At 63.1% G+C, this 20,179-nt stretch carries 19 protein-coding genes; 9 read left to right on the top strand and 10 right to left on the bottom strand.

Annotated elements, in window-relative coordinates; genetic code table 11:
* Positions 1–18 precede the first annotated feature (18 nt).
* Positions 19–1,665, top strand: a complete 1,647-nt coding sequence (locus J5M58_RS01415) for a GMC family oxidoreductase (protein WP_112251672.1) — start codon at positions 19–21, stop codon at positions 1,663–1,665.
* A gap of 98 nt (positions 1,666–1,763) precedes the next feature.
* Positions 1,764–3,383, top strand: coding sequence for an MFS transporter (locus tag J5M58_RS01410; RefSeq protein ID WP_112251673.1), 1,620 nt, complete (start codon positions 1,764–1,766; stop codon positions 3,381–3,383).
* A gap of 313 nt (positions 3,384–3,696) precedes the next feature.
* Here the strand turns inward: J5M58_RS01410 and J5M58_RS01405 are convergent, their stop codons facing one another.
* The 4 genes from J5M58_RS01405 to glyQ are packed head-to-tail and all read right to left on the bottom strand — an operon-like array spanning position 3,697 to position 8,055.
* Positions 3,697–4,482, bottom strand: a complete 786-nt coding sequence (locus tag J5M58_RS01405; protein ID WP_112251674.1) for a 1-acyl-sn-glycerol-3-phosphate acyltransferase — start codon at positions 4,480–4,482, stop codon at positions 3,697–3,699.
* A gap of 46 nt (positions 4,483–4,528) precedes the next feature.
* Entirely contained in the window at positions 4,529–5,056 is a 528-nt protein-coding gene (gene gmhB, locus J5M58_RS01400; RefSeq protein ID WP_112251675.1) for a D-glycero-beta-D-manno-heptose 1,7-bisphosphate 7-phosphatase, read from the bottom strand.
* A 3-nt stretch (positions 5,057–5,059) separates the two neighbouring features.
* Positions 5,060–7,111 (bottom strand): glycine--tRNA ligase subunit beta, encoded by a 2,052-nt coding sequence (gene glyS, locus J5M58_RS01395; RefSeq protein WP_133969803.1) that lies wholly within the window; start codon positions 7,109–7,111, stop codon positions 5,060–5,062.
* Entirely contained in the window at positions 7,108–8,055 is a 948-nt protein-coding gene (glyQ, locus tag J5M58_RS01390) for a glycine--tRNA ligase subunit alpha (protein ID WP_027592054.1), read from the bottom strand. The genes glyS and glyQ overlap by 4 nt, the downstream gene beginning before the upstream one ends.
* Before the next feature lie 83 nt (positions 8,056–8,138).
* On the opposite strand from glyQ, the gene J5M58_RS01385 reads away from it, so the two are divergent.
* Together J5M58_RS01385 and J5M58_RS01380 are read left to right on the top strand one after the other, a co-directional pair.
* Positions 8,139–8,690 (top strand): DNA-3-methyladenine glycosylase I, encoded by a 552-nt coding sequence (locus J5M58_RS01385; protein WP_112251677.1) that lies wholly within the window; start codon positions 8,139–8,141, stop codon positions 8,688–8,690.
* A gap of 41 nt (positions 8,691–8,731) precedes the next feature.
* Positions 8,732–9,619, top strand: a complete 888-nt coding sequence (locus tag J5M58_RS01380; protein ID WP_112251678.1) for a lysophospholipid acyltransferase — start codon at positions 8,732–8,734, stop codon at positions 9,617–9,619.
* A 139-nt stretch (positions 9,620–9,758) separates the two neighbouring features.
* Here J5M58_RS01380 and J5M58_RS01375 read toward each other — a convergent pair whose 3' ends face one another.
* From J5M58_RS01375 to def, 5 genes are read right to left on the bottom strand one after another with little or no spacing between them, the layout of a single operon-like run.
* Positions 9,759–10,073, bottom strand: coding sequence for a tetratricopeptide repeat protein (locus tag J5M58_RS01375; protein WP_046615308.1), 315 nt, complete (start codon positions 10,071–10,073; stop codon positions 9,759–9,761).
* A gap of 11 nt (positions 10,074–10,084) precedes the next feature.
* Positions 10,085–11,458 carry a Trk system potassium transporter TrkA gene (gene trkA, locus J5M58_RS01370; RefSeq protein WP_112251680.1) on the bottom strand — a complete coding sequence of 458 codons (1,374 nt, stop codon included), beginning with the start codon at positions 11,456–11,458 and terminating at the stop codon, positions 10,085–10,087.
* 23 nt (positions 11,459–11,481) lie between these two features.
* A complete protein-coding gene (gene rsmB, locus J5M58_RS01365) occupies positions 11,482–12,792 on the bottom strand; it encodes a 16S rRNA (cytosine(967)-C(5))-methyltransferase RsmB (RefSeq protein WP_112251681.1) in 1,311 nt (436 codons plus the stop codon).
* Positions 12,789–13,721, bottom strand: coding sequence for a methionyl-tRNA formyltransferase (gene fmt / locus J5M58_RS01360; protein ID WP_112251682.1), 933 nt, complete (start codon positions 13,719–13,721; stop codon positions 12,789–12,791). Before fmt ends, rsmB begins: the two co-directional genes overlap by 4 nt.
* Before the next feature lie 59 nt (positions 13,722–13,780).
* Positions 13,781–14,287 carry a peptide deformylase gene (gene def, locus J5M58_RS01355; protein ID WP_016712797.1) on the bottom strand — a complete coding sequence of 169 codons (507 nt, stop codon included), beginning with the start codon at positions 14,285–14,287 and terminating at the stop codon, positions 13,781–13,783.
* A 207-nt stretch (positions 14,288–14,494) separates the two neighbouring features.
* Between def and dprA the strand changes: the two genes are divergently transcribed.
* The 3 genes from dprA (at position 14,495) to J5M58_RS01340 (ending at position 16,945) form a co-directional block, all read left to right on the top strand.
* Positions 14,495–15,592 (top strand): DNA-processing protein DprA, encoded by a 1,098-nt coding sequence (gene dprA, locus J5M58_RS01350; RefSeq protein ID WP_112251683.1) that lies wholly within the window; start codon positions 14,495–14,497, stop codon positions 15,590–15,592.
* A gap of 42 nt (positions 15,593–15,634) precedes the next feature.
* The gene (locus J5M58_RS01345) at positions 15,635–16,192 is read left to right on the top strand and encodes an L-threonylcarbamoyladenylate synthase (protein ID WP_023660948.1); all 558 of its coding nucleotides are present in this window, start codon (positions 15,635–15,637) and stop codon (positions 16,190–16,192) included.
* Positions 16,193–16,633: 441 nt separating this feature from the next.
* Entirely contained in the window at positions 16,634–16,945 is a 312-nt protein-coding gene (locus J5M58_RS01340) for a hypothetical protein (protein WP_112251758.1), read from the top strand.
* Between the two features lie 275 nt (positions 16,946–17,220).
* Here the strand turns inward: J5M58_RS01340 and J5M58_RS01335 are convergent, their stop codons facing one another.
* Complete coding sequence (locus tag J5M58_RS01335; protein WP_112251684.1) at positions 17,221–18,198, bottom strand: NADPH:quinone reductase; 978 nt, start codon at positions 18,196–18,198, stop codon at positions 17,221–17,223.
* Between the two features lie 134 nt (positions 18,199–18,332).
* Between J5M58_RS01335 and hemF the strand changes: the two genes are divergently transcribed.
* On the top strand, positions 18,333–19,244 hold the full coding sequence (hemF, locus tag J5M58_RS01330) for an oxygen-dependent coproporphyrinogen oxidase (RefSeq protein WP_112251685.1): 912 nt from the start codon (positions 18,333–18,335) through the stop codon (positions 19,242–19,244).
* 25 nt (positions 19,245–19,269) lie between these two features.
* Positions 19,270–20,094, top strand: a complete 825-nt coding sequence (gene aroE / locus J5M58_RS01325) for a shikimate dehydrogenase (protein ID WP_112251686.1) — start codon at positions 19,270–19,272, stop codon at positions 20,092–20,094.
* The last annotated feature ends 85 nt before the right edge of the window (positions 20,095–20,179 follow it).

Below are 20,179 nucleotides of genomic sequence, written 5' to 3'. Positions count from 1 at the left end.
TCAGGCCCGAGGTTGCACATGCCATCAGCCGATTCTGTCTTCGACTACCTGGTCGTAGGGGCCGGTCCCGCCGGTTGCCTGTTGGCCAATCGTTTGTCCGCCGACCCTTCCTGCCGCGTGCTGCTGCTGGAGGCGGGTGGCCGCGACAACTATCCCTGGATCCACATCCCCGTTGGTTACCTCTATTGCATCGGCAACCCGCGCACCGACTGGTGCTTCAAGACCGAGGCGCAGCCTGGCCTGGGCGGTCGTGCGCTGGGCTATCCACGCGGCAAGGTGCTGGGTGGCTGCTCCTCGATCAACGGCATGATCTACATGCGCGGCCAGGCCGCCGACTACGACCGCTGGGCCGAGCAAGGCAACGACGGTTGGGCCTGGAAGGACGTACTGCCGCTGTTCAAGGCCAGCGAAAGCCACTTTGCCGGCGCCAGCGAGCACCACGGTGGTGATGGCGAATGGCGGGTCGAGCGCCAGCGCTACAGCTGGCCGATCCTCGATGCCTTCCGCGATGCCGCCGAGCAGAGCGGCATCAGCAAGGTCGACGACTTTAATACTGGCGACAATCAGGGCTGTGGATACTTTCAGGTGAACCAGCGCAGCGGTGTACGCTGGAACGCGTCCAAGGCTTTCCTGCGGCCGATCAAGGACCGCCCCAACCTCACCGTGCTGACCAGCGTTCAGGTTGACCAGGTGCTGCTCAACAACACCCGCGCACGGGCGGTGAAGGCGTTCTGGCAGGGTGCCTGGCACGAGTTTGCGGCACGTCGCGAGATCATCCTCTGTGCGGGCGCGGTGGGCTCTCCTGGTATCCTGCAGCGCTCCGGCATCGGCCCACGACAGCTACTGGAAAGCCTGGGCATTGGCGTACGTCACGACATGCCCGGTGTTGGCGGCAACCTGCAGGATCACCTGCAACTGCGCCTGGTCTATCAGATTCGCAATACCCGCACCCTCAACCAGATGGCCAACAGCCTGTGGGGCAAGATGGGCATGGGCCTGCGCTACCTCTATGACCGCAGTGGCCCGCTGGCCATGGCGCCGAGCCAGCTGGGGGCATTCGTGCGTTCAAGCCCTGAGCAGGCCACCGCCAACCTGCAGTACCACGTGCAGCCGCTGTCACTTGAGCGCTTCGGCGAGCCACTGCACACGTTCCCGGCCTTTACCGCTTCGGTGTGCAATCTGCGCCCGGCCAGCCGCGGGCGTATCGATATCCGCAGCAGCGACATGAACAGCACGCCGCTGATCGACCCCAACTACCTCAGTGACCCCCAGGACCTGCGCGTTGCCGCCGATTCCATTCGCCTAACCCGGCGTATCGTCCAGGCCCCTGCCCTCGCCGTGTTCGACCCGAAGGAATACCTGCCGGGCCCAGCCCTGCAAACTGAAGAGGAGCTGTTCGAAGCTGCCGGCAAGATCGGCACCACCATCTTCCACCCGGTCGGCACCTGCCGCATGGGCAATGGCGAACTGGACGTTGTGGATAACCAGTTGCGCGTGCACGGCATCCCCGGTCTGCGCGTGGCAGACGCCTCGATCATGCCGCAGATCACCTCCGGCAATACCTGTTCACCCACCCTGATGATCGCCGAGAAGGCGGCGCAACTGATTCTCAAAGGAGCTGCCACCCAGACCTATCTGAACGAAGACGCGATACCGACGCCCTGACCACGGGTGCGTGCAGTACCGGCAGCTGGCGGTCAGAAGCTGCCGACAGTGGAACAACAAGAATAATCACTGTGGCCTGCGGGCCGAGGACAGCAACGATGTCGGATTACATCCAAGAGCAGGGTGCGGCGGCCAGCAGCTCCAGCCGTCGTGAAGAACGCAAGATCATTTTCGCGTCATCCCTCGGGACAGTTTTCGAGTGGTATGACTTTTTTCTCTATGGTGCGCTGGCAGCGGTCATCAGCAAGCAGTTCTTCGCTGGCGTGAACGACACCACCGCCTTCATCTTCGCCCTCATGGCCTTTGCTGCCGGCTTCCTGGTGCGGCCGTTCGGTGCGCTGGTGTTCGGCCGCCTGGGCGACATGATCGGGCGCAAGTACACCTTCCTGGTGACCATCGTGCTGATGGGCCTGTCCACCTTCGCGGTGGGGTTGTTGCCCACCTACGCCAGCATCGGCATCGCGGCACCGATCATCCTGGTAGTCCTGCGTATGCTGCAGGGGCTGGCGCTGGGTGGTGAATACGGCGGTGCGGCCACCTACGTGGCCGAGCATGCGCCGCCCGGCAAGCGCGGTTTCCACACCGGTTTCATCCAGTCTACCGCCACCCTTGGCCTGTTGTTGTCGCTGCTGGTGGTGCTGGGCAGCCGCTATGTCAGTGGCGACCAGTTCGAAACCTGGGGCTGGCGCCTGCCGTTCCTGCTGTCGATCGTGCTGCTGGCGATTTCCACCTGGATCCGCATGAGCATGCACGAGTCGCCGGCGTTCGTGAAAATGAAGGCCCAGGGCAAGGTCAGCAAGTCGCCAATCCGTGAGTCGTTCACCTCCTGGCCGAACCTGAAGGTGGTGCTCACCGCCCTGTTCAGCATCAACGCAGGGCAGGCCGTAACCTTCTACACGGCGCAATTCTACGTGCTGTTCTTCATGACCCAGATGCTGAAGATGGACCCGGCCCAAGCCAACACCCTGCTGATCATCAGCGTGGTCATTGGTGCGCCGTTCTTCGTGTTCTTCGGCTGGTTGTCCGACCGTATTGGCCGCAAACCGATCCTGATGCTCGGCCTGCTGCTGGCCACGGTGCTGTACTTCCCGTTGTTCAAGGCGCTGAGCCACTACGCCAACCCTCAGATCGACGCGGCCAGCCGCCAGGCGCCGATCGTGGTCACCGCCGACCCACAAGGTTGCACCTTCCAGTTCGACCCGGTGGGCAAGGCGCGTTTCGACAGCCCGTGCGACAAGGTCAAGACATTCCTGGTCAAGCAGGGCCTGCCGTACAGCTCGGTGGATGTGGCGGGCAGCGATGTGGTGGTCAACATCGGTGACAAGACCATCAATGGCTTCGACGAAGCGGCCATGCGTGCGGCGGTGGAACAGGCTGGCTACCCGGCCAAGGCTGACCCAGGGCAGGTCAACCAGGTGATGGTGGTGGTGCTTATCGTGGCGATGATCCTGATCGCGACCATGACCTATGGCCCGCTGGCGGCGGTGATGGTCGAGCTGTTCCCGACTCGTATCCGCTACACCTCGATGTCGCTGCCTTACCACATTGGCAACGGCTGGTTTGGTGGCTTCCTGCCAACGGTGTCGTTCGCACTGGTGGTGTATACCGGGGATATCTTCTATGGGCTGTGGTACCCGGTGCTGGTAACCGGGGTCAGCCTGGTGGTGGGGATTTTCTGCCTGAAAGAAACCAAGGATGTGGATATCGACAAGATCTGACGGTTGGCTGTAGGAGCGGCCTTGTGTCGCGAAAGGGCCGCGAAGCGGCCCTGGGGTTTCAGCAGTGATGCACAAATTGCCGGGGCTGCTTCGCAGCCCTATCGCGACACAAGGCCGCTCCTACACAGATCACCCACACCTGCATGAACCCATAAAAAAACCGGCTGTAAAAGCCGGTTTTCTTATGCCCCAAAAAAACTTATGCACGATTTTCAGAAAAATGTCATACACAGAAATAAACAGCTAATTCAAAGACTTAGCGTCGATTAAGAGCATTTCATCCAGAAATTGCACACAAGTTATCCACAGAAGGTCAGGCCATCTGCTCCTGGGGCTTCTCCTCTGCTGGTGGCAGCGAACCCATGGCGCGCTGGGTCGCTTCGTTCCACGCTGCGGCGCGGTCATTGAGCTCGGCGATGGCCCGTGGCCCGGTGCCGTTGGCATACATCGGTTCGCCAATCACCACCTCGATGGTGCCAGCGCGTTTGCCCCAGCCGTTCTTCGGCCAGAACTTGCCGGCGTTGTGGGCAATCGGCAACACCGGCAGCCCGGCATTCACCGCCAGCGCGGTGCCGCCGCGGGAGAACTTGCCCATTGTGCCGAATGGCACCCGGGTGCCTTCCGGGAAGATCAGCACCCAGGTTTTCTGCTTGAGCAACTCGTCGCCCTTGCTGGCTACCTGGCGCAGGGCTTCCTTGGGGTTGTCGCGGTTGATCGCGATCGGCCGCAGCATGGCCATGGCCCAACCGAAGAACGGCACGTACAGCAACTCGCGCTTGAGCACCTGGCTCAGCGGCGAGAAGTACTGGGAAAGGAAGAAGGTTTCCCAGGTGCTCTGGTGATTGGACAGAATCACGCAAGGCTCATCAGGCACGTTCTCGGCACCAGTGACCTTGTAGTCGATACCCAGGATGGTGCGCACCAGGAACAACGCGCAACGGCACCAGTACACGTTGATGAACTTGTAGCGCTTGGGGAAAGACAGGAACGGCGCGACGAAGAAGCTCAGCGAGCACCACAGCAGAGAACTGGTGCCCAGCAGCAGGTAAAAAAGAAAGATTCTGATCGCCTGCAGGATCGACATAGTGGCTTGTACCATTGCGGGGCATGCCCGCCTGAGAAAAATGCGCCCGAAGGCGCACTGTTTAAATTAGTTCTCTGGCGATAGCTGCCAGATCGTCGAAAATCAGTGTAGTTTCCGGGACGCCTTTTTCCAGGGTCCGCTCGCCCTTGCCGGTTTTCACCAGCACGGGTTGTGCACCGACGGCCAGGGCGGCCTCCAGGTCACCTTTGCTGTCGCCAACGAACCAGACGCCTTCCAGGCCGACCTGGTAATGCTCGGCGATCGCCCGCAGCATGCCAGGCTTGGGCTTGCGGCAATCGCAGCCTTCGTCCGGCCCGTGCGGGCAATACACGATGTAACCCACCTCGCCACCCTGCTCGGCCACCAGAGCGCGCAGGCGCGCGTGCATGGTCTCAAGGGTTGCCAGCGCATAGTAGCCACGGGCAATGCCGGACTGGTTGGTGGCTACCGCCACCGTCCAGCCTGCTTTGCTCAACTGCGCGATCGCTTCGACCGAGCCAGGGATCGGCACCCACTCGTCCAGCGTCTTTATGTAGGCGTCGGAGTCATGGTTGATGACTCCGTCACGGTCGAGAATCAGCAGTTTCAAGGCTTACCCCAGCAGCGAAATGTCGGCCACGCCCAGGAACAGGCCGCGCAGGCGGCTGAGCAGGGCATAACGGTTGGCGCGTACCTTGGCATCCTCGGCGTTGACCATCACCGCCTCGAAGAAGGCGTCGACCGGGTCACGCAGGGCCGCCAGGCGGGCCAGCGATTCGCTGTACTGGCGTGCAGCAGCCATCGGTTGCACAGCCTGGTCGGCCTGCTGGATGGCCGAGTACAGGGAGAACTCGTTGGCGTTGTCGAAGTATTTCGGCTCGACGTGGTCGGCGATGGCGCCTTCGGCCTTGCTCAGCAGGTTCGACACACGCTTGTTCACCGCGGCCAGGGCCTCGGCTTCCGGCAGCTTGCGGAAGGCTTGTACAGCCTGCACGCGCTGGTCGAAGTCCAGCGCAGAACCTGGCTGCAGGGCACGTACCGACAGGTAGGTGGCCACGTCGATGCCTTCATCTTCGTAACGCGCACGCAGGCGGTCGAAGATGAACTCCAGCACCTGTTCGGCCAGGCCTACGGCCTTGACCTTGGTGCCGAACTGCTTGACCGCGAACTCGACCGCGCCGGTCAGGTCCAGGTCCAGTTGCTTCTCGATCAGGATGCGCAGCACGCCCAGGGCGGCACGGCGCAGGGCGTACGGGTCCTTGCTGCCGGTAGGCAGCATGCCGATGCCGAAGATGCCGACCAGGGTGTCGAGCTTGTCGGCGATGGCCACGGCAGCACCGGTGAGGGTCTGCGGCAGCTCGGCACCAGCACCGCGCGGCATGTACTGCTCGTTCAGGGCCAGGGCTACGTCTTCCGGCTCACCGTCGTTGAGCGCGTAGTAGTAACCGGCAACACCCTGCATTTCAGGGAATTCGCCGACCATCTCGGTGGCCAGGTCGCACTTCGACAGCAGGCCAGCACGGCCGGCACGCTGGGCGTCGCCGCCGATCAGCGGGGCGATGAAGGCGGCTAGCCTGGAAACGCGCTCGGCCTTGTCGTACACAGTACCCAGCTGAGCCTGGAACACCACGTTCTTCAGGCGCTCGTTGAAGGTTTCCAGCGGCTGCTTCTTGTCCTGCTTGAAGAAGAACTCGGCGTCGGTCAGGCGTGGGCGCACGACCTTCTCGTTGCCTTGCACGATCTGCTTGGGGTCGCGGCTCTCGACGTTGGCCACGGTGATGAAGCGCGGCAGCAGTTTGCCTTCGCTGTCCAGCAAGCAGAAGTACTTCTGGTTGTCCTGCATGGTGGTGATCAGGGCTTCCTGCGGCACTTCGAGGAAACGCTCCTCGAACGAGCACACCAGCGGCACCGGCCACTCGACCAGAGCGGTCACTTCGTCCAGCAGTGCCGGCGGCACGATGGCGCTGCCTTCCTGCTGCATGGCCAGTTCGGCGGTACGCTTGCTGATCAGCTCGCGGCGCTCGGCGAAGTCGGCCAGCACGTAGGCTTTGCGCAGGTCTTCGACGTAGTTGGCCGGGGTGGTGATGACCACGTTTTCCGGGTGATGGAAGCGGTGGCCGCGAGATTCACGGCCGGCCTTCTGCGACAGGATGGTGCAGTCGACCACCTGGTCGCCCAGCAGCATCACCAGCCATTGCGTCGGGCGCACGAACTCTTCACGGCTGGCCGCCCAGCGCATGCGCTTGGGGATCGGCAGGTCGTTGAGCGAATCTTCGACGATCGTCGGCAGCAGGCCGATAGTGGCCTTGCCCGGAATGTGCTGGGAGAAGCGCAGCTTGGCGCCGGTCTGGTCGATTTCCGACAGATCCACACCGCATTTCTTGGCAAAGCCCAAGGCAGCCTGGGTCGGCTCGCCGTCTTTGAAAGCAGCCTGCAGGGGTGGGCCGTCGATATTGATGCTGCGGTCAGGCTGCTGCACATCCAGCTGGCGGATCAGCACGGCCAGGCGACGCGGCGCGGCGTAAACCTGCTTGCCGGTGTAGTTCAGGCCAGCGGCCTGCAGGCCTTTCTCGATACCGGCCAGGAAGGCTTCGCCGAGGCTGGCGAGGGCCTTCGGTGGCAGCTCTTCGGTGCCCAGTTCTACCAGGAAATCTTGAGCACTCATTGTGCAGCCTCCAGCTTAGCCAACACTTCGTCACGCAGTTCTGGGGTGGCCATCGGGAAGCCCAGGCGTGCGCGGGCTTGCAGATAGCTTTGCGCCACGTCCCGGGCCAGGGTACGTACACGCAGGATATAGCGCTGGCGCTCGGTTACCGAGATGGCGCGGCGGGCGTCCAGCAGGTTGAAGGTGTGCGAGGCCTTCAGGACCATTTCATAGGTCGGCAGCGGCAGCTCAAGCTTGATCAGGCGGTTGGCTTCGCTTTCGTAGAAGTCGAACAGCTCGAACAATTTCTCGACGTTGGCGTGCTCGAAATTGTAGGTCGACTGCTCCACCTCGTTCTGGTGGAACACGTCACCGTAGGTGACCTTGCCGAACGGGCCGTCGGCCCACACCAGGTCGTACACCGAGTCGACGCCCTGGATATACATGGCCAGGCGCTCAAGGCCGTAGGTAATTTCACCGGTGACCGGGTAGCACTCGATGCCGCCTACCTGCTGGAAGTAGGTGAACTGGGTGACTTCCATGCCGTTGAGCCAGATTTCCCAGCCCAAGCCCCAGGCGCCGAGGGTCGGCGATTCCCAGTTGTCTTCGACGAAGCGAATGTCGTGGACCAGCGGGTCCAGGCCGATGGCTTTCAGCGAGCCGAGGTACAGCTCCTGGAAGTTGGCCGGGTTGGGCTTCAGTACCACCTGGAACTGATAGTAGTGCTGCAGACGGTTGGGGTTTTCGCCATACCGCCCGTCGGCAGGGCGACGGCTAGGCTGCACATAGGCGGCGTTCCAGGTTTCTGGACCCACGGCGCGCAGGAATGTAGCGGTGTGGAAAGTGCCGGCGCCTACTTCCATATCGTAGGGCTGAAGCACCACACAACCTTGAGCTGCCCAGTAGTTCTGCAGGGCGAGGATCAGGTCTTGGAAGGTACGCACGGCTGGCGTAGGCTGGCTCACGAAATTCACCTGTATCTGGGGATGCGGATGTAAAGAGCGGGAGTATAACCTGATTCGCCTCGCCCTCTACTCATTGGAGCCTTATGCCACGCTGCTTTTGGTGTACCGACGATCCGTTGTACCAGGCCTACCATGACCAGGAATGGGGAACGCCCCAGCGTGACCCGGCGTTGCTGTTCGAGATGCTTTTGCTCGAAGGGTTCCAGGCGGGGCTTTCGTGGATCACCGTTTTGCGCAAACGCGAGCGTTATCGCGAGGTGCTGCACGGCTTCGATCCGGTGAAACTCGCCGGCATGAGCGACGAACGCATAGAGGAGCTGATGCAGGATGCCGGCATCATCCGCAACCGCCTCAAGCTCAAGGCTGCCAGGCGCAATGCACAGGCCTGGCTGGCTGTGGATAACCCCGCCGACTGGCTGTGGTCGTTCGTTGGTGGTGCGCCGAAGATCAACCACTTCACGGGCCGCAGCGAGGTACCTGCGGTTACCGATGAAGCCAAAGCAATGAGCAAGGCCCTGCAGAAAGCCGGCTTCACGTTCGTTGGCCCGACCATCTGCTACGCCTTCATGCAGGCCACCGGCATGGTCATGGACCACACCACCGATTGCGATCGCTACGCCGCCTTGTTGCGCTGAGGGGTTACAATGCGCGCCTTGCTGAAATAAGGAATTCGCCTGTGGAAAAGTTCAAGGGCGCCCTGATGGTCGGGGTGCTGCGTCTGTTTGCCAAGCTGCCCTGGGGCGCTGTGCAGCGCGTCGGTGCCGGTATCGGCTGGCTGATGTGGAAGGTGCCTAACGGTTCGCGCAATGTCGTGCGCATCAACCTGGCAAAGTGCTTCCCCGAGATGAACCCGGCCGAGCGCGAGCAGCTGGTGGGCCGCGCGTTGAAGGATATCGGTAAATCCTTCGTCGAAAGTGCCTGTGCCTGGATCTGGCCGCCGCAGCGCTCGCTGGAGCTGGTCAAGGAAGTACACGGCCTGGAAGTGCTGGAGCAGGCCTTGGCCTCTGGCAAGGGCGTGGTTGGCATCACCAGCCACCTGGGCAACTGGGAAGTGCTGAACCACTTCTATTGCAACCAGTGCAAACCGATCATCTTCTACCGCCCGCCGAAGCTCAAGGCGGTGGATGACCTGCTGCGCGAGCAGCGGGTGCAGATGGGTAACCGCGTGGCGCCTTCGACCAAGGAAGGCATCCTCAGCGTGATCAAGGAAGTGCGCCGTGGTGGCCAGGTGGGTATTCCTGCCGACCCGGAGCCGGCGGAGTCGGCGGGGGTATTCGTGCCGTTCCTGGGGACCCAGGCGCTGACCAGCAAGTTCGTGCCGAACATGCTGGCCGGGGGCAAGGCGGTGGGAGTGTTCCTGCATGCCCTGCGGCTGCCGGATGGCTCGGGCTTCAAGGTGTTCCTGGAGGCGGCGCCGGAAGAGATGTACAGCACCGACGTGACCGTGTCGGCAGCGGCGATGAGCAAGGTGGTCGAGCGCTATGTGCGCGAGTACCCGAGCCAGTACATGTGGAGCATGAAGCGCTTCAAGAAGCGCCCTGCTGGCGAGCCGCGCTGGTACTGAGTTATCCACTGCTCTTCCAGTAGGCTGAATGCACTTCTGCCTGTGGTAGCAGGGACCTTGTGGGAGCGGGTTTACCCGCGAATGCAATGTTGGCTTCACCGGCGCATTCGCGGGTGAACCCGCTCCCACAGGGACCGCGTCAGCTTGAGATTTTGTCGAGCTTCTTCAGGAACACGGTCATCTCTTTCTCGGCCTGCTTGTCCCCATGGGCCTGCGCCGCCACGATCCCCTCCTCCCAGGCCTTGCGCGCCGCCGCCAGGTCACCCTGCAGCTGATGCGCCTTGCCCAGCAGCTTCCACGCCGCCGAGTACTTCGGGTCCTGTTCAACGCACCGTGCCAGATGCACCGCCGCTTCAGCGCCATTGCCTTCATCCAGCCAGGCCTTGCCCAGCCCGAACCTCAGCAGCGGGTTATCCACACCCTTGGCCAGCATCTTCTCCAGCGATTCGCGCATGCCCTGTGCTCCTAGAAGAAACTCAAGCCGACGTGGAACAGCTTCTCCACATCCCGAATATGCTTTTTATCCACAACGAACAGGATCACATGGTCGCCCGACTCGATCATGGTGTCGTCGTGGGCGATCATCACTTCTTCATCACGGATGATCGCGCCGATGGTAGTGCCCGGCGGCAGGGCGATGTCTTCGATCGCCTTGCCAACCACCTTGCTGGACTTCGAATCGCCGTGCGCCACCGCTTCGATAGCTTCGGCAGCGCCGCGGCGCAGCGAGTGCACGCTGACGATGTCGCCCCGGCGCACGTGTGCCAGCAGGGTACCGATGGTGGCCAGCTGCGGGCTGATGGCGATGTCGATGTCGCCACCCTGCACCAGGTCGACATAGGCCGGGTTGTTGATAATGGTCATCACCTTGCGCGCACCCAGGCGCTTGGCCAGCAGCGACGACATGATGTTGGCCTCGTCATCGTTGGTCAGGGCCAGGAAGATGTCGGCGTCGGCGATGTTCTCCTCCAGCATCAGGTCCTTGTCCGAGGCGCTGCCCTGAAGCACCACGGTGCTATCCAGGGTGTCGGAGAGGTATCGGCAACGGGCCGCGCTCATCTCGATGATCTTCACCTGGTAGCGGCTTTCGATGGCCTCGGCCAGGCGCTCGCCGATCTGCCCACCGCCGGCGATGACCACGCGCTTGTTGGTTTCGTCGATACGGCGCAGCTCGCCCATCACCGCGCGGATATCCTTCTTCGCGGCGATGAAGAACACTTCGTCGTCTGCTTCGATCACCGTGTCGCCCCGCGGGGTGATCGGGCGGTCGCGGCGGAAGATGGCTGCCACGCGGGTGTCGACGTTGGGCATGTGCGCGCGGATCTGGCGCAGTTGCTGGCCGACCAGCGGCCCGCCGTAGTACGCCTTTACTGCAACCAGTTGGGCCTTGCCTTCGGCGAAGTCGATCACCTGCAGCGAACCCGGGTGCTCGATCAGGCGTTTGATGTAGTTGGTCACCACCTGCTCTGGGCTGATCAGCACGTCGACCGGGATATGGTCGTTGTCGAACAGCTCTTCGCGGGTCAGGTAGGCCGACTCGCGCACCCGGGCGATCTTGGTCGGGGTGTGGAACAGCGAATAGGCCACCTGGCAGGCGACCATATTGGTCTCGTCACTGTTGGTTACCGCAACCAGCATGTCGGCGTCGTCGGCACCGGCCTGGCGCAGCACCGTAGGCAGCGAGCCGCGGCCTTGCACGGTGCGGATGTCCAGGCGGTCGCCAAGGTCGCGCAGGCGGTCGCCGTCAGTGTCGACCACGGTGATGTCGTTGGCTTCGCTGGCCAGGTGTTCCGCCAGCGTACCGCCTACCTGCCCTGCGCCGAGGATGATGATCTTCATCCGCTACTCCCTACCTTTTGTTCTTATCCGCGCGAGGCGGCGATCTTGATCAGCTTGGCATAGTAGAAACCGTCGTGGCCGCCCTCCTGCGCCAGCAACTGACGGCCGTGGGGCTGGCGCAGGCCGGCTTCGGTGGCCAGGTCCAGCTCACGGGCGCCCGGAGTGCGGGCGAGGAAGGCATCGATCACTTCGGTGTTCTCGGTCGGCAGGCTGGAGCAGGTGGCGTACAGCAGCATGCCGCCCACTTCCAGAGTCGGCCACAGGGCATCGAGCAGCTCGCCTTGCAGGTTGGCCAGGGCCGGGATGTCGTCGGCCTGGCGGGTCAGCTTGATGTCCGGATGGCGGCGGATCACGCCGGTGGCCGAGCATGGTGCGTCGAGCAGGATGCGCTGGAACGGCTTGCCGTCCCACCAGCTGGCGGTGTCGCGGGCATCACAGGCGATCAGCTCGGCGTCAAGTTGCAGGCGGTCGAGGTTTTCGCGCACCCGGGTCAGGCGCTTGGCTTCGAGGTCGATGGCCACCACGTGGGCCAGGCCGGCTTCGGCTTCCAGCAGGTGGCAGGTCTTGCCGCCTGGTGCACAGCAGGCATCGAGCACGCGCTGGCCGGGGGCCAGTTCCAGCAGGTCGGCGGACAGCTGCGCGGCTTCGTCCTGCACGCTCACCCAGCCTTCGGCAAAGCCTGGCAGGCCGCGTACGTCGCAGGCTTCGGTCAGCACGATGCCGTCACGGCTGTACTGGCAGGCGCTGGCGCCAATACCCGCCTCGGCCAGCAGTGCCAGATAGGCATCACGGCTGTGGTGGCGGCGGTTGACCCGCAGGATCATTGGCGGGTGGGCGTTGTTGGCGGCGCAGATGGCCTCCCACTGCTCCGGCCAGAAGGCCTTCAGCGACTTCTGCAGCCAGCGCGGGTGGGCAGTGCGTACCACCGGGTCGCGCTCCATGCTGGCCAGCAGTTCCTCGCCTTCGCGTTGGGCGCGGCGCAGTACGGCATTGAGCAGGCCCTTGGCCCACGGCTTCTTCAGCTTGTCGGCACAGCCGACGGTCTCGCCGATAGCGGCGTGGGCCGGGATACGGCTGTAGAACAGCTGGTACAGGCCGACCAGCAGCAGCGCCTGCACATCGGCATCGGCGGCCTTGAACGGCTTCTGCAGCAGCTGCGCGGCCAGCAGGTCGAGGCGTGGCTGCCAGCGCGCGGTGCCGAACGCCAGGTCCTGGGTCAGGCCACGGTCGCGTTCATCGACCTTGTCCAGTTGCGCCGGCAGCGAGCTGTTCAGCGAGGCCTTGCCGCTGAGCACAGCTGCAAGGGCACGGGCGGCGGCGAGGCGTGGGTTCATTGGCCCAGCACCTTGCCGCTGGCGAATTTCTCGCGACGGCTGTTGAACAGGTCGCTGAAGTTCAGTGCCTTGCCGCCCGGCAGTTGCAGGCGGGTCAGGCTCAGTGCCTGGTCACCGCAGGCGACCACCAGGCCGTCCTTGCTGGCGGAAAGGATCTCGCCAGGGGCGCCGTTGCCTGTGGACAAGCTGGCGGCGAGCACCTTCACGCTTTCGCCATCCAGGGTGCTGTGGCAGACCGGCCATGGATTGAAGGCACGGATCAGGCGCTCCAGCTCGACGGCCGAGCGGCTCCAGTCGATGCGCGCTTCGTCCTTGTTCAACTTATGTGCATAAGTGGCCAGGGCATCGTCCTGTACCTCGCCTTGCAGCGAACCGTCGGCCAGGCCGGCGATGGCTTGCACTACTGCCGGCGGGCCCATCTCGGCCAAGCGGTCATGCAGGCTGCCGCCAGTGTCTTCGGCGCTGATCGGGGTTACCACCTTGAGCAGCATCGGGCCGGTGTCCAGGCCTGCCTCCATACGCATCACGGTCACACCGCTCTCGGCGTCTCCGGCTTCCACGGCGCGCTGGATCGGTGCGGCACCGCGCCAGCGTGGCAGCAGGGAAGCATGGCTGTTGATACAGCCCAGGCGCGGGATATCCAGCACCACCTGTGGCAGGATCAGGCCGTAGGCGACCACCACCATCAGGTCCGGCTTCAGCGCGGCCAGTTCGGCCTGGGCTTCTGCGTTGCGCAGGGTCGGCGGCTGGAACACCGGGATGTCATGGGCCACAGCCAGTTGCTTGACCGGGCTTGGCATCAGCTTCTGGCCACGGCCGGCGGGGCGGTCGGGCTGGGTGTAGACGGCCACGATCTCGTACGGGCTGTCGAGCAGGGCCTTGAGGTGTTCGGCGGCAAACTCTGGAGTGCCTGCAAAGACGATGCGCATGGAGTTCTCGCTTCAAAAAGAAAAAGGCTTGCCGGAGCAAGCCTTCTGGAAGGTGGGGGTCAGGCTTGCTGGCGGTGCTGCTTTTCCAGCTTCTTCTTGATCCGGTCGCGCTTGAGCTGCGACAGGTAGTCGACGAACAGCTTGCCGTTGAGGTGATCGAATTCGTGCTGCACGCACACCGCCAGCAGCCCTTCGCACTCAAGCTCGTATGGCTTGCCGTCGCGGTCCTGGGCCTTGACCCGCACACGCAGCGGGCGGTCGACGTTCTCGTAGAAGCCAGGTACCGACAGGCAACCTTCCTGGTACTGGCCCATGTCGTGGGTCAGCTCTTCGACCGTGGGGTTGATGAAGACGCGCGGCTCGCTGCGGTCTTCACTGAGGTCCATGACCACGACCTGCAGGTGCACGTTGACCTGGGTGGCGGCCAGGCCGATGCCAGGGGCTTCGTACATGGTTTCAAACATGTCGTCGATCAGCTGACGCAGGGCGTCGTCGAACACCGTCACCGGCTTGGCGATGGTGCGCAGGCGCGGGTCCGGGAATTCGAGAATGTTCAAGATGGCCATAAGGTCAGGCAGTCACTGTGCGTTCGGTTGAAAACTGAGCACACATAATAAAGGGAAACGGGGATTTCAGCACCTGCGAAAGCTCGTCTAGGGTTTTCAGGGCCAGCTTATAGCCCATTCGATGGACAGGTTGTCAAAGCGTTATCAACAAAGTTATCCACAGTTTGTGCCACGTTGCTGGCCCCGTTTCGATCAAGGATGATCCCCATGCAAACCTACCATTCGTCGCCTCTTCCACCTGCCGAACTGGAGGCGAGATTACGTCTGCACCGGCTGCCGGAGACAGGATTGCGTCGCTTTAACACCTTGCTGGGGGCCTTTGGCAGTGCCTCATCGGCGCTGTGTGCTCCGGCCGGCGCCTGGCGCGCATTGGGCATACCACAGGCCACCATAGATGCCCGGCGCAGTGCCGAAGTACGTGAGGGTGCATTGGCCGCAATGGCCTGGCTAGAGCGCCCGGGCCAGTATTTACTGATGTGGGACAGCCCTGGCTACCCGCCACTATTGGCGGAAATCGACGATGCCCCTCCGCTGCTTTTCGTCGCAGGCGACCCGGCCTTGCTCGAGCGCCCACAACTGGCAATTGTGGGCAGCAGGCGTGCTTCACCCCCGGCGCTCGATACCGCTGCGGCATTTTCCCGCTACCTGGCGCAGGCCGGCTTCACAATTACCAGCGGCTTGGCTGTGGGCATCGATGGTGCCGCTCATCGGGCCGCATTGCAGGCTGGTGGGGGCACGATTGGCGTACTCGGCACGGGGTTGCAAAAACTTTATCCACAGCGCCACAAGTCGCTTGCGCAAGCGATGATCGACAATGGCAGCGCGCTGGTTTCCGAGTACCCGCTGGATGCCGGGCCGCTGCCTGGCAACTTCCCGCGGCGCAATCGCATCATCAGTGGCCTGTCGCTGGGCGTGCTGGTGGTCGAGGCCAGCCTGGCCAGTGGTTCGCTGATTACCGCACGCCTGGCTGCCGAGCAAGGCCGCGAGGTGTATGCCATACCGGGCTCCATTCACCACCCTGGGGCCAAGGGGTGCCACCAGTTGATCCGTGACGGCGCGCTGTTGGTGGAGAGCGTGGAGCAGATCCTGGAAAGCCTGCAGGGCTGGCAGAACCTGCCACCTGCGGTTGTGGACAAATTCGACCATCCTCTGCTCGCCTTGCTGCATGCTGCGCCACAAACCAGCGAAAGCCTGGCCCACTGCAGCGAGCTGCCCTTGGCCGAGGTGCTGGCGCAACTGACCGAATTGGAGCTGCAAGGCCGGGTCAGCAACGAAGCCGGGCGTTGGTTTGCCCGCGCGGGCTAAGTACACTGCTCACAAGCAAGGTTTATAGGCGGAGTGACAGAAATGGTGAGCAGTTTTCGTGTGCAACAAGCCGCACGTGAGATCCGGGCGGGCGCGGTGATCGCCTACCCGACGGAAGCGGTCTGGGGCCTGGGCTGTGACCCGTGGAACGAGGACGCGGTGTATCGCCTGCTGGCGCTTAAGTCGCGGCCTGTGGATAAAGGGCTGATTCTGGTCGCCGACAACATCCGCCAGTTCGACTTTTTGTTCGAGGACTTCCCCGAAGACTGGATCGACCGCATGGGCAGCACCTGGCCGGGGCCGAATACCTGGCTGGTGCCGCACCAGGACCTGTTGCCTGAGTGGGTGACCGGCGAGCATGACACCGTGGCGCTGCGGGTCAGTGACCACCCGGTGGTGCGTGAGCTGTGCGCGTTGGTCGGGCCGTTGATTTCCACCTCGTGCAACCCTGGCGGGCGCCCGGCGGCGAAGACCCGGTTGCGGGTGGAGCAGTACTTTCATGGTCAGCTGGATCTGGTGTTGGGTGGGGCCTTGGGTGGAAGGAAGAACCCGAGTGTGATTCGCAACCTGGCCACAGGCGAAGTCGTTCGCCCGGGCTGATACATATCCACAGGCCTTTCCGGGACCTCCTGTGGGAGCGGGCGAGCCCGCGAAGAATCCAACGCGGTGCCTGGCACGGGCTTCGCCCGTGTTCGCGGGCATGCCCGCTCCCACAGGTCAGGGCCAAGTCCCCGCAGATTTTTCTGATTTTGTCTCGAAGGGCTGTCCAGCTTGCGGCTTGGGAAATATCCTACGAGCCGCGTCCTCTGCCATCACCTTCTCAGTGGGAACCAGTGCCCCTAGGCTTCACCCATCGCCGAATAACTTGGCGATCGGGTGTGGTAGCCCGGATGCATTTTTTCCATGGCAGTCTATGGTGACTGTGCGTGGGAGGCTTTCGAGCCTGCCTGGATTGGAAAATGCCCGGGTCTACCACCTCGCGTACAGTCGCCACCCATTCACGTGGTAGTGATTGGTGGCGGCAATGAGGAGCATTTTCCAATGATGAAGAAAATAGTCCCCGATCCACCGCTTCCCTGCACCTCTACTCGCCCCTTCGGCCGCTGCGATGCCGGCCACGAACCGCTGTTCACCGTAAACCCGAACATTTCCGCCGAGGACGCCTTGGTTCATGTAGCTCTGTATCTGCGAGGCGCCTACGAAACGGGCTCGAAAGCCCTTGAGTACCTGCGCGAAGAAGGCCGTGGCATGTATTGGTCGAGCCTGCATTCCATTGAACTTGCGGAGGGATTGGTGGAGGCGATTCTCGATGGTATCGAGTCGATACCAACAAGCCGCCCTCCACAGGCATAGCGCCCTGTTCAAGGCCGACGCAGTACCTGTGGGAGCGGCGCGCCCGCGAACACCGGCGCAGCCGGTGCCATGCACCGCGGTGCCTGCTTCGCGGGCATGCCCGCTCCCACAGGGATAGCGCCGTATTCAAGGCCGACGCAGTACCTGTGGGAGCGGGTTCACCCGCGAACACCGGCAAAGCCGGTGCCATGCACCGCGGTGTCTTCTTCGCGGGTAAACCCGCTCCCACAGGTAAAGTGATTGGCCCCAGTTCTTGGGAACCTGTGGGAGTGGGCTCAGGGGATCAGTACAGTCGACCCCACAGTCCTGCGCGCCGACAGCTCCGCCTGTGCCTTGGCCACCTCACTCAGCGGATACCGCTGCTGGATATCCACAACCAGCTTGCCGCTGCCAATCATCGCAAACAGGTCATCGGCCATGGCCTGGGTATTCTCGGCATTGTTGGCATAGGTCGCCAACGTGGGCCGGGTCACATACAACGAGCCCTTCTGCGCCAGAATCCCCAGGTTCACCCCGCTCACTGCCCCCGAGGCATTACCAAAGCTCACCATCAACCCACGCGGCTGCAGGCACTCCAGCGAGGTCAGCCAAGTATCGGCACCCACACCGTCATACACCACCGGGCATTTCTTGCCGTCGGTCAGCTCCAGCACCCGCTTGGCTACGTCTTCACGGCTGTAATCGATGGTTGCCCAAGCCCCCAGCGCTTTGGCCCGCTCGGCCTTTTCGGCAGAGCTCACGGTACCGATCAGCTTGGCGCCCAGCGCCTTCGCCCACTGGCACGCCAACGAACCCACGCCACCAGCCGCCGCATGGAACAGAATCACATCTCCCGCCTTCACCTGGTAGGTCTGCTTCAGCAGGTACTGCACGGTCAAACCCTTGAGCATCACCGCCGCCGCCTGCTCGAAGCTGATGTTGTCGGGCAGCTTCACCAGGTTGGCTTCCGGCAGCGTATGTACCTCGCTATATGCGCCCAACGGGCCACCGGCATGAGCCACGCGGTCACCCACTTTCAGCCGGGTTACGCCCTCGCCAACCGCCTCGACCACACCCGCCGCTTCGGTACCCAGCCCCGAAGGCAGGGACGGCGGCGCATACAGCCCGCTGCGGAAGTAGGTATCAATGAAGTTCAGACCGATCGCATGGTTCCGCACACGTACCTGCTGCGGCCCTGGCGGGGCTGGTTCGAACTCCACAAACTGCAGCACTTCCGGGCCGCCATGCTGGCTGAACTGGATACGCTTGGCCATCTCGCACTCCTGTCGTATGGGTCGGGAAAGGCCTTCTATCGGACGCCTTTGCTTGATCGCCGTCAACTGCGGCGCGCGGGCTGGCGGTGGTATGCTACCCGGCGAATTCTTCCCTGCCCGTTCCTGGTGACCCGATGACTAGCCGCACCGAGGCCGTGAAAGCCTACCTGCTCGACCTGCAAGACCGCATCTGCTCTGCCCTCGAAACCGAAGACGGCGGTGCCCGCTTCGTCGAGGACGCCTGGGTGCGCGAAGCCGGTGGCGGGGGCCGCACGCGGGTGATCGGTGATGGCAAAGTGATCGAGAAAGGCGGGGTCAACTTCTCCCACGTGTTCGGTGCAGGCTTGCCACCCTCTGCCAGTGCTCACCGCCCCGAGCTGGCGGGCCGTGGCTTCGAGGCCCTGGGTGTGTCGCTGGTGATCCACCCGCACAACCCGCATGTACCCACTTCTCACGCCAACGTGCGCTTCTTCATCGCCGAAAAGGAAGGTGAAGAGGCTGTCTGGTGGTTCGGCGGCGGCTTCGACCTCACCCCGTACTACGGCAATGAAGAAGACTGCATCCACTGGCACCGTGTGGCCGAGCAGGCCTGCGCGCCGTTCGGCGCCGACGTGTACCCGCGCTACAAGGCCTGGTGCGACCGCTATTTCCACCTCAAGCACCGCGGCGAGCCACGCGGTATCGGTGGCCTGTTCTTCGATGACCTGAACGAATGGGACTTCGACACCTGCTTCGCCTTCATCCGCGCAATCGGCGATGCCTACATCAACGCCTACCTGCCGATCATCCAGCGTCGCAAGGGCACCCCTTACACCCCGCAGCAGCGCGAGTTCCAGGAATACCGCCGTGGCCGCTACGTGGAGTTCAATCTGGTCTACGACCGTGGCACCCTGTTCGGCCTGCAGTCCGGTGGCCGCACCGAGTCCATCCTCATGTCGCTGCCGCCGCAGGTGCGCTGGGGCTACGACTGGAAGGCCGCGCCTGGTAGCGAAGAAGCGCGCCTTACCGAGTACTTCCTGCAGGACCGCGACTGGCTCGGTCAGTAAGCCTGTGGATAACCAAGGAGCCGTCATGGACCAGTACGTTGTTTTTGGTAACCCCATCGGCCACAGCAAATCGCCGTTGATCCATCGCCTGTTTGCCGAGCAGACCGGCCAGGACCTGGAGTACAGGACGCTGCTGGCGCCACTGGACGAATTCAGCGACTGCGCGCGCGGTTTCTTCAAGCAAGGCAGCGGCGGCAACGTCACCGTGCCGTTCAAGGAAGAAGCTTACCGCCTGTGTGACAGCCTGACCCCGCGTGCCCAGCGCGCGGGTGCAGTGAACACGCTGAGCAAGCTGGCCGATGGCACTCTGCAGGGCGACAACACCGATGGCGCTGGCCTGGTGCGCGACCTGACTGTGAATGCCGGGGTGGAGCTTGCGGGCAAGCGCATTCTGATCCTTGGGGCCGGTGGTGCGGTGCGTGGTGTGCTGGAGCCGATCCTGGCGCACAAGCCGCAGTCGCTGGTGATTGCCAACCGGACCGTGGAAAAGGCCGAGCAGCTGGCGCGTGAGTTCGATGAGCTGGGGCCGGTGGTAGCCAGCGGGTTTGCCTGGTTGCAGGAGCCGGTGGATGTGATCATCAATGCCACCTCGGCGAGCCTGGCCGGGGAATTGCCGCCTATTGCCGACAGCCTGGTCGAGGCGGGGCGCACGGTTTGCTATGACATGATGTATGGCAAGGAGCTTACGCCGTTTTGCCAGTGGGCCGAGAAGCTGGGGGCGGTGAAGGTGCTGGATGGCTTGGGGATGCTGGCTGAGCAGGCGGCTGAGGCGTTCTTTATCTGGCGTGGGGTACGGCCGGATACGGCGCCGGTTTTGGCAGAGTTGCGCCGGCAGCTGGCTCGCGGCTGAGATTGTCGGGGCCGCTTTGCGGCCCATCGCGACACAAGGCCGCTCCTACACCGACCGCGCTATGCATGCTGACGCGGTCCCCTGT

The sequence above is a fragment of the Pseudomonas sp. 32_A genome (genome assembly GCF_017490905.1).
Taxonomy (GTDB): Bacteria; Pseudomonadota; Gammaproteobacteria; order Pseudomonadales; family Pseudomonadaceae; genus Aquipseudomonas; species Aquipseudomonas inefficax.
This window is presented reverse-complemented; position numbering and strand designations above follow the sequence as displayed.